This is a genomic window from Paenibacillus sp. LjRoot153 (assembly GCF_964253085.1).
GTDB lineage: Bacteria > Bacillota > Bacilli > Paenibacillales > NBRC-103111 > Paenibacillus_E.
This window is the reverse complement of the sequence record NZ_CAXUQH020000001.1, coordinates 3933154-3949092: the sequence shown is the minus strand read 5'-3', so window position 1 is coordinate 3949092 and position 15939 is coordinate 3933154. Positions and strand designations below refer to the sequence as shown.

Annotated in this window: 7 protein-coding genes; 3 read left to right on the top strand and 4 right to left on the bottom strand. The window is 45.4% G+C overall.

What is annotated here, in order from left to right; all coding sequences use genetic code 11:
* Positions 1-160: 160 nt before the first annotated feature.
* From ACSQ8P_RS16795 to ACSQ8P_RS16785, 3 genes are all read right to left on the bottom strand, one after another.
* Positions 161-1732: an ABC transporter substrate-binding protein gene (locus ACSQ8P_RS16795; RefSeq protein ID WP_436236193.1), complete on the bottom strand. Its 1572-nt coding sequence runs from the start codon at positions 1730-1732 to the stop codon at positions 161-163.
* A 71-nt stretch (positions 1733-1803) separates the two neighbouring features.
* On the bottom strand, positions 1804-2703 hold the full coding sequence (locus tag ACSQ8P_RS16790) for a carbohydrate ABC transporter permease (protein WP_056625360.1): 900 nt from the start codon (positions 2701-2703) through the stop codon (positions 1804-1806).
* 27 nt (positions 2704-2730) lie between these two features.
* Complete coding sequence (locus ACSQ8P_RS16785) at positions 2731-3648, bottom strand: ABC transporter permease (RefSeq protein WP_056625357.1); 918 nt, start codon at positions 3646-3648, stop codon at positions 2731-2733.
* 187 nt (positions 3649-3835) lie between these two features.
* Here ACSQ8P_RS16785 and ACSQ8P_RS16780 point away from each other — a divergent pair, with 187 nt between their 5' ends.
* The 3 genes from ACSQ8P_RS16780 to ACSQ8P_RS16770 are packed head-to-tail and all read left to right on the top strand — an operon-like array spanning position 3836 to position 7553.
* On the top strand, positions 3836-5410 hold the full coding sequence (locus ACSQ8P_RS16780; RefSeq protein ID WP_436236192.1) for a response regulator transcription factor: 1575 nt from the start codon (positions 3836-3838) through the stop codon (positions 5408-5410).
* On the top strand, positions 5407-7185 hold the full coding sequence (locus ACSQ8P_RS16775) for a cache domain-containing sensor histidine kinase (protein WP_436236191.1): 1779 nt from the start codon (positions 5407-5409) through the stop codon (positions 7183-7185). The genes ACSQ8P_RS16780 and ACSQ8P_RS16775 overlap by 4 nt, the downstream gene beginning before the upstream one ends.
* A 32-nt stretch (positions 7186-7217) precedes the next feature.
* Positions 7218-7553 (top strand): hypothetical protein, encoded by a 336-nt coding sequence (locus ACSQ8P_RS16770; RefSeq protein ID WP_436236190.1) that lies wholly within the window; start codon positions 7218-7220, stop codon positions 7551-7553.
* 84 nt (positions 7554-7637) lie between these two features.
* On the opposite strand, the gene ACSQ8P_RS16765 is transcribed toward ACSQ8P_RS16770, so the two are convergent.
* Complete coding sequence (locus tag ACSQ8P_RS16765) at positions 7638-15752, bottom strand: polysaccharide lyase family 8 super-sandwich domain-containing protein (protein WP_436239539.1); 8115 nt, start codon at positions 15750-15752, stop codon at positions 7638-7640.
* Between the last annotated feature and the right edge of the window lie 187 nt (positions 15753-15939).

Genomic DNA, 15939 nt, shown 5'->3' with positions numbered 1-15939 from the left:
AATCCTCTCTCTCGCTCTAATGTGAACGCTTTCTTTTCTCACTGCTACATCTTACCAACATCGGAATAGCAGCATAACCCGCTAAAATATCGATTACCTGTTCAATTTATAGACGCACAAAAAAACCGCCTCCTACTTATAGGAAGCGGTCTATTTAACCCTATTTTTTAGCTATTACAGGATCAGCTTGGCTTTGCATTTCAGCCACAACTTTATCAATCCCTGCTTGCTTCAACTTGTCTTTGAAAATTTGCAAACCATGCGCAGCATCGCTTGGATCAACTAAGCCATAGAATAATGGCTTGCCGTACGTTTCCATCACATTGCTGACAGCTGCAACTTCATTCTTCACTTTGGTATCATCGAACGTAAATGTCTCCAAAGGATGGTTAACCGTTACTGTTTTTTTCCAATTCTCTGTGAATTTAATCGTCTCTTCAGCTACAGTCGAATCTAGACGCTCATTCAAAGAGTTCCAGCCCCATGGATCTGTACCGGATGGCGGGAAATCAGCCGAAGCAGGAAGCGGCTTGAACTGATCCTTGCCTACGGGCTCATAGTGCTTGCCTTTGATGCCGTAGTTCGTCAAATCATGAATTTCTGGGTCATAACGAAGAAGGTCAATCGCCATCAGCGCGCGCTCATAGTTCTTGGAGCCTGCGTGAATGGACATCCCATTGTTGATGAACGGATTGGAAAGACGTTTCTTGTCTGCACTTAAGTCGTATAGCTCCACTTTCCAATCCGGATGCGTCGTTTGCATTTCGGATTTCGTACGAAGCAGCGTTCCAAGGTTCCACTCGACAGAAGCTAATTTACCGTCTTTGAAAGCTTGCGTTTTATCCACTTTGTTGGCAATTGCATCACGGGACCATGCGCCTGATTTTTGCGTATCGAACATTTTCTTGGAGAATGTCGCGAATTCTGGCGTATCTACATAATTAAATAGTTTACCTGTCGCTTCTGTTACTTTATAAACGATAGGCAGCTGCGGCACGACAAAGTTCCACTCGTTCGGCTGTATCAACTCTACCGAGTTAAACTCACTTACCCCAATACTTGGTTTGAAATCCTTCTCTTTCTCCGAGATCACTTTCAAGTAATTCACATAATCATCATACGTTTTCAGCTCAGGCAAATTATACTTCTGACGCAGATCACCACGAATACCGATCATATGATAGCTGTATTCAAAATTGTTTTGCGGAATCATATAAATTTTCCCATTGATTTTCGCTTGCTCCCAAGCGACCTTCGGCTCTTCTGCCCAAGTTTTTGGCGCGAATTTCTTAATCAAATCCTCGGTCAATGGCATGAAACCATTCTTTGTAGCTTGCTGCGCATAATAGGACCATGTCGCTGAGAACACCAGATCGAAATCCTCATTCGCTGCAAACATCAAAGGATATTTCTGTTGATATTCGCCCCAATCAAGGAAGCTAATGTCTAACGTTGCATTAATCTTTTGCTTCATCAATTTATTGACTTCCCCATATACCTCATCAAAAGCCTTCGGCTTGGAGCCTAACAGAACCGTTTTCAACTTAACTTCCTTACTTGTATCAATGCCCGTATTAGCAGCTGCTGTTGCGGAAGCGCTTGCTTGTGGAACTGATGACGATGATGCACTTGGTGAAGGCGATGCTTCTTTGGTGCTGCAAGCTGACAGTACCGTTCCCATTGCAAATAAGGATGCCAGACTGAGTGTGGCTAATTTCTTCGTGTTTGCCATGTTATTCTCCCCTTATAAATGATAGATAAGTTATGATAAACCGGGAATTGGAATTCCCGGGGCTACCCTTTTTAACCTTTTACAGCACCAACTGTTAAGCCTTGAACAAAATATCGTTGTACGAACGGATACAAGAAAATGATCGGTCCTGTGACAAGAATGGCTAAGGCCATCTTCAAGCTCTCGCCAGGTAAGTCTGTCACCTGCATTCCGGTAATCGCCATGACCTTGCGAATCCCTTCGAGATTTCCTAACATTTTATATAGTAAATATTGCAGGGTGTACAGTTTCTCATTCTGCACAAACAGCAACGAGTTAAACCAATCGTTCCAATAATTCAGTGCCGTGAACAGTCCAATCGTCGCCAGACCGGGCTTAGCCAAAGGGATAATCAATCGAACGAAGATCGTGAAATCCCCTGCGCCATCGATTTTTGCAGATTCAGTAATCGCATCCGGGATGCTGCGCAGGAATGTTCGTAAGATAATAATATAGAACACATTTAACAATGGCGGGACAAGCAGCGCCCAGAAGGTATTCTTCATGTGTAAATAGTTAACCATTAAGATATACCATGGAACAAGTCCACCGTTAAACAGGGTTGTAAAGTAGAAGAAGAATGAAAATCCGCTGCGCCACTCAAAATCCTGACGCTGCAGCACATACGCTGCCATCGCAGAAATGAACAATCCAACAACTGTTCCTGTTACCGTCAATGCAATAGTAAGCAGATAGGAGCTCACAAATTGCTCAGGATGCTTGAGCGCAAACGTGTAGGCATCCCACGAAAATTCCTTCGGCCATAATCGAAACCCATCACTCGTGATCGACGATTCACTTGTTAATGATCCGCTAATGATGAGCAAGAACGGAATCAAGCAAGCCAAACATATCACTGCTATAAAGACATAGCCAACCGTATCCAAGATTCGCTGATCGATTTGACTCTTTTTCACACTGGTTGTACTCATAGGTCCACCTCGCAAGTTGCTGTAAGTTTAGAATAACGCATTATCTTTATCCGATTTACGTACTAAGAAATTCGTCACCATGATCGTTACAAAACACAGAATCGATTGATAGAAGCCAATCGCAGACGACATCCCGATTTCATTGTTTACGAGTAAGGAGCGATACACATAGGTGTCAATGACATCCGTCGTTTCATACAGCAGGCCATTATTTCCCACCAGCTGATAAAACAGTCCGAAATCGCCACGGAAAATGCCGCCAATCGCTAGCAGTACAAGAATCGTAATCGTTGGTCGAAGTGATGGTAACGTGATATATCGAATGCGCTGGAACACGTTAGCTCCATCGATTTCCGCTGCTTCATAGGTCTCACGGTCAATGCTCAGAATGGAGGCCATATAGAATACAGCGCCGTAACCGACGGCTTTCCAAGCTGAGAAGAAAACTAAGATATATTTCCAATATTCCGTTGTCGTATAGATATCTAGTTCAGGAATGTGCAGGGCACGCAGCAACGTATTGACCGTACCATGTTCATAGTTAAACAAATTGTAAGCAACAGCCCCTACGACTACCCAGGATAAGAAGTAGGGTAAAAACATGACCGTTTGCGCTGTTTTACGAAACAGCTTGGACCCGATCTCCGCCATAAAGATAGCGACAATAATTTGCAGACCGTTATTAATCAGTATGAATGCCGCATTGTAGAGCAGCGTGTTCCTGGTTACTCGGAAGGCATCTCCTGTCAGGAAGAAGAACTTGAAGTTGTCCAAACCTACCCAAGGCGACCCCATAATTCCTAAATCATAGCGATACTGTTTGAACGCCAGCACAATACCCGCCATCGGTACATAGCTGAAAAGCAAGAAGTAAATCACTGCCGGCGCGATCATGAATAACAGCGCTTTCTTGGATCTCATGCGATACAGGAGTCCTGTTCTCATCTCTATCCTTTCCCCCATCCGTTTCTTGTTGTCTCTCTCCTGTATCTAAATTAACAGGTTACTCGAAACGTGATAACCCGACAAAATATCGATTCCCTGTAACTTTTGCAGATGGCCCCGCTAAGTAGTGGTATTGCATGTAAATATGAGATAATCTATAGCTACATCTAAGGGGGGGTTGCCCAATATGAAACTTCTATTTGCAGAAGATGAGAAATTCACGCGAGAAGGCGTACTCAAATCCGTCAGTTGGCAGCGTCTTGGCATCACCGAACTCATTGAAGCTGTAGATGGTCTGGATGCTGTTGCTATTGCGGAACAGTTCAAACCGGACATCGTGCTCACCGATATTCGCATGCCGCGGATGGATGGCATCGAGCTTGCCTTTCATCTTCGCCGCAAATACCCGCAGTGCAAAATCGTCTTTATGAGCGGCTATGCCGATAAAGAATATTTGAAAGCCGCGATAACCTTGAAAGCGGTTAGTTATGTAGAGAAACCAATTGATGTAGAAGAATTAGAAGATGCCCTGCGGGGGGCGATTGATATCGTGCTGGAAGAACAGCGACATGTTGCCAATGATACGGTAGCCAAAGAAAACAAGAGCTACATGAAGCAAGAAGCCGCTTTGCAGCTAATTCGCGGCGGTTATGATGAGGACATGCTGCATAGTCGCTTATTGGCCGCTGATTTCACTGCTGTCATGCATGCACCTGCAGCAACGGCTGTCATCAAACTGATATCACCTGGATCGCAGAAAGAAACGCTGGGACATTTGATTAATGAAGCGCTCTCTGGCAGTGAGAAGCCCTATTTGTACGCTTGGAAAGATGATCATCACGCGATTGTTCATTTCTTTTCGCAGCAGCATGACAGTGTCGAGATCAGCCATGTTCAACATCTGTGCTACGAGCTGTCCACCGCCTTGAAGCGGGAATATGGCTTATTTTCCATCGCTGCGGGCAAAATCGTCCCTTCCGCCTATAAGCTGCAGGAGTCTTATACGAGTGCTGTGCTCCGCTTACAGGAGTCGTTTTTTCACAAGCCGTGCTCGCTCATACTGCATGATAATACGGGAAGTGATACTCATTCGCTGCATTATGTGGCCCAGCCCGAACAGGTAGTCCGCTTCTCGGAAGCGTTGACTGAAGAGCATTTCGCTGACGCCAATCAGCTGATCGCGACGATAACAGCCGATATTCGCCAACATCCAGGCACGCTGATTGTAAGTGTGAAAGAACTCTACTACCGCTTCATTCTGGAAATGGATAAATTTGCGCAAAGCCGGAACGTCACCCTCTTCGACACCTCGGAGGAAAATGATGTGGCTTGGAAGCTGATTCTGGAATGCCACTATTTGGATGACATCCACCGTGTTACAGCCATGAAACTAGAAGAATTGAGAAAAGCCATTCAAGAGCGCTCGAGTGGTGGCATGTCTTCCACAAGCTCCCGAATCGTGCGTTTCATTCATCTGCATTACGCCGATGACGATCTTTCCGTGCAGGATGTCAGTGATCATATGCAGATGACGGCTTCGCATCTTATTTCGATTTTCAAAGAAGCGACCGGGAAAACGATTAAACAATATGTGACCGAATATCGGATGGAAAAAGCGAAGGAGCTGCTGCGCAACAACCGACTGAAGGTTCTCGATGTGGCTTCGCAAGTGGGCTTTAAGGACGGGGAGCATTTCGCCAAAATCTTCCGTAAATCAACGGGCATGACGCCCTCCGAGTATCGGGAGCGGTGCCAATCATGATCTTCACTTTCATTCAAATGATGCGCAAATGGCTGTATAACACGAAGCTGCGTCATAAAATTATGTCCACCTATTTGCTGCTGATCATGCTGCCTCTCGGCTTCTACCAGTTCATTGCATCCGAGAAAATGTCCGATATCATCATCAATCATGTCACCTATTCGGCTAAGCAAGGCTTTGATCAGACGTATTCCTTTCTTAATTATCGCGTGCAGCGGATTGCAGAGACGACGAATATTCTCGTTTCCAACTCCGCCATTTCGGACATTCTGATGGATAACAACGTAACAAGTGATATTAATCGGGAGCTGCAGGAATACGCCAATCTCAAAAAACTGCTCCGCTCCATGCAGGATAGTCTCGATATTTCACGGGTTATCCTATATGTGCCGAGTGTGTTTATTTTCGCGAATGAGACTGAGAATTTCTTGCCATTGGCTGAAACCAAAGACAGTCCTTGCTTTGATCGATTAAATGATTTGCATGCCAAATATTTATGGTGCTCTGCGCCTGAGCTAGGTAAGAAAGCTTCCCATGACAGTTCATCGCTTTATGTTGTTCGCAGTATTTTAGATCCTAACAATTACGCTAACCCGATCGGTCAACTGCGCGTGGATGTTCAAGCGGAAACGATTCGTTCTATGCTGAGCAAAGCAAATGTGGTCAGAAACAGCACGACTTTCTTGGTGGATCAGAATCAACAAATCGTCTTATCTTCGGATCCGTCAGTAACCACGCTAGTCAATCTGCCTGATACGTTGGATGATGCCGTATCCACCACTTGGCAAACGAATAACAATTACTATTTGTTCAGGCAGCTTCCCTCCAATTGGGGGATGGTCACTGTCATTCCACTCCATGAAGTTGTCCAGCAAAGTCATCAATTGCGCAATGATTTGTTGGTCATTTTGCTCATCGTGACCGTGATCGCCTACTTATTAGCCTACCTCTTCTCCTTCTCCGTCACTCGGCGCATCACCCAATTAACCAGCCGTCTGCGGGATGTACAGAAAGGAAATCTGATAGCACTAGCTCAAACGCAGGGTCGAGATGAAATTGGTGAGCTGATCCAAACGTATAATTACATGATCGAGCAAATAAGCTCTATGAATAAGGAGCATTACCGTCTGGGGCAAGAGGTCAAAAATGCCGAATTAAAAGCACTTCAATCTCAGATAAATCCGCATTTTCTCTACAATACGTTGGATTTGATTAACTGGATGGCGGACAGCGGGTTGAACACGGACATTAAGAAAGTCGTCAAGGCACTCGCTCGTTTCTACAAAGTCAGCCTCAGCAGCGGCAAAGATATTATCACACTCCGCGAGGAGCTGCAGCATGTCTCGTTCTATGTGCAGATTCAGAATATACGATTTGAAAATAAGATTGATTTTCAGATTGACGTACCTGAAGATCTGCTCAGTCATCCTATCCCGAAAATCACTCTGCAGCCGCTTGTCGAGAATGCTATTCTTCATGGTATTTTAGGACGAACGCAGCGTGAAGGCAGCATCTCGATTCGGGCTTATCTGGAAGATCAAACGATGCATCTCCTCATCAAAGATGATGGTGTGGGCATGAGTCCCAACCTCATCGAGGATATGATGGCAGGCATTAGCCGCAGTCGGATCGGCGGGAGCAGCTTCGGCGTCAAGAACGTAGGCGAACGTATTCGCCACTATTTCGGGGATCCTGCGAAACTTACTTATCGAAGTGTCCCAGGAGTGGGGACCGAGGTTGAGATTACATTTCCTTTTTCAGTAGAGGAAGAATGAGATGACTGCAGATGCGGAGGGTGATAGGTGAGATGAAACGACTTTTAGTTATTTTGTGCGTTCTCTTCGTTATAGCTGGCTGCTCTTCAATGACGAGTAACAAAACTGGTAGTTATCCAAGCACCGTTGCTTGGCATAACATCCTGTATGGACTATCAGCTACCGAAGTAACTGCTCAAGATATTGGCAAGCAAATAGGTCAAATTGAGCGACGAGTTGCGCCAATGCCTAAGAAAAACGGGGACGCAAATGATAAGCCTGTTGGCAGCCTGTTGTTTGAGATCAAAGGGATAGATGTGAGTGACGTCATCGCGGTAAAGGTAAATGACACGTATTTCAGGGCTTCGAAGATGGGACCCTTGCAATAGAGGAATAGACACGGAACCTAGTTCCGTGTCTGCACCCCCGAATCTATAGTGAAAAAGCCAGCGAATACCCGCTGGCTTTTCCTCTTATTGATTAAATTTCACTAATCGTTGAATGATGACTGCTGCTTGCGCACGAGTTGCCTGCGCCAGTGGCATGAACTTGCCATCGCTGCCTTCAATAATGCCTGCGTTTTGCATCAATACGATCGCTTCTGCCGCGTAAGCTGCAATATCCGAAGAATCAGCAAATGTCGTTCCTTGTTGACCTGTCTTCAGATTCAGCTTCAGTGCCTGCAAGCTGCGGAAGACCATGACTCCCATATCTTGTCTGGATATTTCGCTATCCGCACCAAAGCTTCCATCCTCCCTACCACTGATAATGCCTAACTTCTCAGCAGCAGCTACCGATCCAAAATACCAATCCGCTTGGTCAATATCGGTGAAATAGGATTTTGCTTGGTCTTCAGCTAAGCCTGCAGCCCGCATTAACATCGTTAAGAACTCAGCGCGTGTTACCGGATTGCCAGGCATAAACTTGTTATCGCCTACCCCGTTTACCACTTCCCTAGCTGCCAATGCTTCAATGCTGGATTGTGCCCAATCCGATCCTTCCAGATCACCAAAGGTTATATTGGAATAACTAATGCTGTACGTTCCGAGCTCACTCGTACTGAATTCCATCTTACCTGTAGCAGGATTAAAGGTGCCATTGATGATAACTTCGTGCTTACCTGCTGCATCTAGATGGTGAACAACCACATTCGCTGGCTTCTCACCCGGCTTCAATTGATAAGTAATACCAACCTTGACGGTTTCGCTATCGAGTCTTGTAACTGGCTTCCCATCAATCTCGATTCCTAATTGATACACTGTACCGCTCCCCGAAGATTTCTCTTCAAAAGTCCACTGAAAATCCTTAGCTCCCGCTTCAGATTCACCTTTCAGTGCTTGAACAGGAAGTTTCACTTCAAAGCTATTCGTCTTGAATGCCAATTGCGTAATACCGCTTGCGATGGCTTTATCTAGAAGTGCCACTGGAATAACCGCACCAAGTAGCTTATCCCTTTGCTCGTTAGGTAAATCAAAGCTCATTTTGTTGTCCTTGGCATTGTCAAACGCTTTGCTGAAATCCTCTTGACTAATCGTTGTAATATTGCTGCTTTCACCTTTAGGATCAGGCGTTACAGAACCTGGGTTAGATGTTGGGTTTGTCCCTGGATCTGTTCCCGGGTCTGTCCCTGGATCCGATCCCCTTGTCACCGTTACATGTGCAATAGCTTTCAAAGCCGTCTCACTTACCGTACCCTGTACGTCAAATGTCCCTGCTTGCGCATAACTAGCTGCATTCACGGCATCCCATGTAACGCCAAGCTGAGCAGACGTCTCATCTGTATAGATAGCCGTTATTGTTGCTGGCAATACTGGCGCTACGCCAGCCACCGTCGACACATTCACTGCTGTAATGGAAGTGATGACATTCTCCCGAGATACAACTACATCATAATAGTTGAACACATTCGCATTGACTGTACTCATGGCTTTCAATCGAGCTGTACCGGGATTCACGCCTGTCACTTGTAGATCTAATCCATTCGCGACAATGGTAACTACTTTATTGCTGCCATTTGTTGCGTTTTGACTCGCTACGAACCATTTGACATAATCGCCTGTCGCATACAAAGCATGCAAACCTGATATTGATGCGTGTAAAGTCACAGCTTGATCAACTTCAAGCGATGCTTCACCTGTGATCACCATGCCTGGGGTTTGACCCGGCAATTCCGAAACAGGCGTCAAAATAAATCGATCAGTATTAATCACTTTGTTCGATCCACCTTGGAACTCAAACCGGAATATTTTCTCTCCAGCCGTTGCAAAGGTAACATCGCCTATCGTATGAAAACCGATTTTCTCAGCGGCAAGAACTTGCCCATTTTCCATTTTTTGGTCCCAAACAGGACCTGTTTTTACACCATCCACAAACCACTGCCCAATACCTCTGTTTGCATTCACTTTCGCTGCGACTTGAATCCGATAGACGCCTGCCTTTGTCACATTCAGCTTAAAATCAATGTAACTGCCTGCTGTTGTTGCTGTAGATGCGAAATTCAAGCCCTGCGCGGACGCATTCGGTGTACTTCCACTACTTACTACCGTTTGTGTTCCACCACTTACCGTCGTTTTCCCAGCTATGCTCAAATCCGCAGCCACATAAGTTGTTGCCGAAGAAAGTGTCGGAATAAACACATCCTCCGTAGCTTCGAATTGGTCAATGTGCAGGGTGCCCGAACCATTTGCTCCGAAGCTTACATCTACCAACATCACGGCTTGCTCATTGTGGCCATAGATCACAACTTTGCCTGACGTATTCGCTTTCCCTGTACCGGTAATCACGATTTGATTGTCTACAATCGCCAATTGTGCGCTATCCACATTTTCGTCGGCATACAGAATTTGATAATCTGTACCTGTATACTCCTGAATCCAATAGGCTCGGCCTTTCGACGAATTCTCGGTAAGATCAATCGTAAAGCTCTTCAATTGCTCACCAGCGAGCAGCCCTTTGAATCTGTACGTAAAGATGCCTGTATCATCAAGCGAAATATCTTCGATTAGATACTGTTTCGTTGGATCCAACCATCTGAGATTCACATCCACACTGGACGCTCCTGCTTTGCCGCCGCCTGTAGCAATCATCAAGGCATGGTCCTTGTTCGGCGAAACCTGCATCATCACGTAAGGACCTGCTTTTTGATCAACCCAGGAAGCCGCACTATTACTATCCCAACCTACACCGTTATACACGGGGCGAATGATAGAATCCGTCATCTCCTTAATACGACCGGAGTTTCTCCAAGCATTCAATTTAGCCATCAGATCAATATTCTTCTGACTCCAACCTTCTGGTGAACTGCCATGCTTAATATTTCTTGCAAATAAATATTTGTAATACGTCGACATATCACCCGTTGTCAGATTCCCGATATTGAAGTAAACCGAGTTCAACGGCAAATGTCCGAACAAGCCTGCAAAAATTGGAATATCCAAGTCTTCACCATATTCTGTCGTCGCTGTTGTCCAGCCATTATCTACGACATGAAGCAATTCATTCGTACGATCACCCTGCGTCGGCCAAATATCAACCTCTGTCGTATATTTCACCATATAGTCCGGATTTTCATCGACAACTTCATTCAATACATGATTCGTTAGGACATTTTTGCGATACACATTATCCGTTGGATGTGAATATGTAGTTACATCTTGATTCGGCCAGAATTCAGTTAAATCGACCATTTGGTGTGATAAATGATACTCATCGATTAAATAGTAGATTTTCTCTTTCTTAGCTGCAATCACAGCTGGATCGGCCAAATCGTTTCCGCGATTATGATAACCACCGGTCATGGAATACCACATACCTAGCAGCAATCCTTTATTTTGAAAATAATTCGCAAGCCCCTTCATGTCGTTCGTAATCGATGGAAGTGCTTCAACACCATCTCTTGATGTGCCCGTGTCATTGGCATTATTCCAGCCATCGTCAAACATAAACATATCGAAGCCCACAGCATTGATTTTCGGTACGGCTACCGTTTTGTAGAACTCTTCATTACGTTTGCTTTCTCCCCACTGCCAATCGTTCGTATTGAGGATCGTTGATGTGTGATTGTACTTAAATCTCGCTCGCAAATGTTCTTCAACAGCCATCTTCCCATCGACGATATCGCCTTGGAAGACGCTCAAATTAACAGCGATATACTCAAATTTCTCACCTGGGAACAATACAAGCTGCAGAGCTTCTGGGTTCGTAGCGACATTCACCATATGACCTTTGAAGGCACTGATACCAGCAAAAGCACGAACCATATATGGAGCCCCTGTATCCGGTGAACCGGGATCTCTTTTCAGAATCTCCGTTTTCGAGTTCACCTCGGGTCCTACATAAAAGCCATCTCCCGTATTGTAACGGTTAATGATAACCTTAATATCCTCGCTTGCTTTCTTCGTGTCGGTTTGATCAACACCACCTGTTGTACTGTTCCATTTGGATAAGTACACATAGTGTAAATTCCTTGCTTCGTCTGGAAAATCCAACGTAATCACATCCGAAGATGTAATTTGCAAGCGTTTGTCAGCACTATTATTCGTAATGTAGGCTTGGTATTTCAAGCCTGCTTTACCATCAAAGAGCTCGAAGGAAAGCGTAACGGTAATACCATTTTTCGTAACAGGAATCTCCAATCGCTTTCCAACCTTAGATATAACACCATCGGTTGCTGTCATCGAAATGTCCGTAGTAGACGCCGTACCAAGCAAGAATCCAGTGTCATTGGCATCCAAGCTTAGTGTAGAACCGATCGCTTCTTTCCCTGTTTCTCCATTATTCAGTAAGCGATAGTTGTAATGGAATAAGGTGGAATTGTTATCAGCTTCAATTTGAGGCAAATATTCTCTACCTGCTGCTTTATTATAGAAGCTTCCGATCTTGATACTTCCATCATCCGTAAATTGGATTTTGGTTCGAAACGCATCATTCTCGAGTGTCCATGTGTTCGCATAATCAGAGATCGGTGTTGCGCTCCGCTCATTCGATGCAGATACACTCGCTCCTGCCTGATTGAAGGCAGATACGACGAAGTAATAAGGCACTTCACTCGTTAACCCAGTAATCGTTATGCTACTAACGGGACCTACCGTGACAGTCTCTGAATAATTGCCGCTTGCCGTCCCGTATTTAATCGTGTAACCGGTAGCTGAATTCACGGGCTCCCAGTTAAGTACGACAGTGTTGTGTCCAGCAACTGCGCTTGTCAGGTTGGGAGCTGCTGGTACCTCATTGGAGCCGGCAATATTAAATTTGGCGTGGAACGTTTTCCCCATAGAACCATTCGTTTGAACGGTTAATTTAACCGTAGGAAGCAGCTGCGTTACCGTGATTCCCGGTTCTGTTGAGATTGTCGCATTCGCAGGCAAATGAATCTCGATAGCGATACTGCCCGTATTCTCGTGCGTCGGATCGGAAATGGATACATCTAACACATCGGCAGATTTATGTGTCATGACCGATGCTTTCTTATTACTCGTAATCCAATTACTTCCGTTATCTTGGATCGATTTCGTCGTATCGTTCCAGAAATTAGCACCAACAATACCGAGCGATTTCTCTTTCACCGCTTGTGCGTCTGTCGAGTTCTCCAAAATCTCGACATCCGGATGGCTGGCATAACTGCCTGTTTCCGCTGAAGAATAATTCGGAAGCGTGACATACTGATACGTTCCATTCATAGGATTCACACCATGATCGAACCATAATGACATATAATTGCTTGTAAAAGGCGTCGTTAATGCCCCTGTACGGCCATCAATTTGGTTCCAAGACCCTGTTCTCGCTTCGCGGAGGCCTTTGACCGTTGCAGCTGTTGGGAAATAATAGCCGATATCGGTATTCGGCGTTTTGCCTGCCAGATGCGCCCATTGGACGTTATTCATCGTCTCATTCCAGCCGAGCGCGGCTGATTTCCCCGCATTATTTACAGTAAATGCATTATCGCCTGCGCTATCGATTTTGCGGTTATCAACAATCGTCTCAATCGTACGGTTCTCCGTACTCGTGATGCCTGATCCAAGTGCTACAATTTCATTATCAAACATGAACCAGGACTTCTTCGCTGTAAGATTGCTGTATAGCGCATCCAACTCCATGCCCGAGACACCGTATTCGCCAAGGATTTCCGTGCCGCCAGTCCAGCTGTTCGCGCTCGTGTTATTTCCGCCTGACGTTCGTGTTTGACGATCAACGGTCGTGCCCGGAAGACGATAAGGATCAACTGTTTGCCAGTAGTCATCCGTAAATTGCCCCAGATCATTATTGTACAAGTAGGTCATGCCATCGCCAGTAAACCAACCTTTCAAATTCTCACTGTTACCGGACTCATAGTTAGCTATACGATTCGAATGCATTCGGATGGCAAAAGTAAATGCAGATCGCCGCTGAATCGCTTGATCCATACTGGCGAATTGCTTAAACGCGACCTGCTCGCCACGTGGCGTCACGCCGGCATCTTGCACGATATTTTTCGCTAGCACGATATAATCAATCGAGTTTCCAAGGTAGAAATTCAAGTACGTATCCGCTTGGATCCAGTATTTGATCATACTTTTGAAAAGAGTTGTATGCGCAGGTGGCGCAAGTTGGGATAAACGAATGACGGCTCTCGTAATGCGCTGAGCTGTTATATGGTCCGTTGCGTAGGAACGTGAGATTTCCCGCCCTCTGGACATATCCATAACCAACCCTTTATACATGAAGGGTTCGAAGTTATCGTAAATCCACTGATACACATTACTTACTTTAGGGTCGGTGACTGTCCAAGTTGTGCCGTTTAAGGCATAAAGCATATCAGCCAAATTCGCTAGCATCGTCGCTCCATATCCACCATTGTATGGCGTAACGTCATGCTGGATAAAGGAACCATCCTTATAAAATCCGTCACCAGAAGTGACATATACGAATACGGGGCTCAGGCCATCACGGGCCATGGCAATCTTGGCGGCATTTTTCACAATGATACCGCGATAGGCAACCACTTGGCTTTTCCAAACCCGATTCGCTGCCGTCATATCAACGATCGGTGTAAAATGTTCTACGGCATTCATGTAATTAGCAATTTGTGTGGAGGATAAGTCATCGTACAGGAGGATGACTGTATCGTTGAGTGCGAGTGGCGCTCCCATCCACCAATCCCACCAATTATCATAGAGCACCTTGTTTTCGTTGAAGCGGTTCGTGTACATCCAATCGAGCGCTGACTGGAGATCCGCAAGCAAAGCCCCATTATTCTGTAGGGCAGAACCTGTTGTTGCATAAGCAATCGCCATTTCCTTCAAACGCGTGTAGGTCGAAGTTATTTGAGCCGAATTTGACGTGCTAGCCAAATCGCTCCAGAGTGCAGCACGATCCACTGTTTTCAACATGGAATCCCAATTTGCTTGCGCTTTGGCCGTTAATGCTATGATTTGATTAGCAATATCAGGGTCTTGTTGATTATAGTAAGCGCCGCCAGTCAACATGACTTTCAACTTATTTCGAAGCGTATCAAATTCGTCCGCTGGTGCAGCAGTAACTGTAATGTGTGCTACAGCACGAATAGACGTTCCTGTTACTGTACCGTTGACATCAAAGCTACCTGCTTTGGCATACAGCGTATCTGCATATGTGTCCCATTGAACAGCTCGCTGTACTGTGGACTGATCCGAATAAACAGCCGTAACAACTGTTGGCAGTACGGGCTTTGTTTTCGCTTGCGTTGTAACTTGAACTGGCTGTATGGCAGTAACGGCTAATTGCGGAGTCGTTACCGTGATGGTTGCGATCGCTGGTATCGCTGTCCCAACAACAGCACCATTCACTGTAAACGAGCCCAATTGCGCGTATTGGGAAGCTTGGATATTCTCCCAAACGACAGGAGAGAATTTGATAGACTCATCTGTATATACAGCTGAAACAACAGATGGCATAACAGGAGGAGTTCCCGTAGACGTCGTGATGGCGACTGGGGAAACCGATGAGATGGTTCCTGTGAATGGGAGAATCTCTCCTGTTCCCAGTCTCACTTGATCCACGGTTAAATTCGCAAATGACGCCGAATCCCCACCAATTTTGATTAAATAAGACCCACCTGTTCCATTTGGTGCACCACTCCACGCTAATGTACCATCTACGTAAAGGTCATAGGTATAGTTCGAATGAACGACCACACGATAGGCATGATAGACCGTCGTATCGAGGGTATACGATTTGGTCGAATTGGAGGCTTTATTTTGCACCACACCACTTGTCCCATAGGTTAAATAAAAGCTAATTAAATAAGAAGCACCCCGCACCGTAAACTCATTGAGTGTTCCTGCAGCATTCACCTTGGCTATGGCTTCAAATGTGAACGCACCTGAAGCAGGGGCAACGGTTGTCGCTGGTGCGACTGGCTGCTTTAACAGGTACGTAGATTTATCAGACGCATCCACAATCGTTACATTCCCCGTATTTTGCGTGACCGATCCAGTGAAACCCGTTGTTTTCTGCTCTGTCCAGCCAGTACTCGTGAAATTACTCAAATTATCATTGAGCAAATCCCATGGGCCGCTAGCGGCATACGACGGTTGAGGCAAGCCCCCTACAAGTAGGCTAAACAACATCATCACGCAGATTACACTAGATATACTTCTTTTTATCAATGCCTACACACTCCTTACATCTTTTATTAAGCGCTTTCTTAGCCTAAATAGAACATATCATCCCTGCCTTCACCTAGATAGAACGCTAACTTGATAAAACCTATCTTGAATTAACCACTTTCTAGCGGCAGTCAATTATTGATAGGAATAC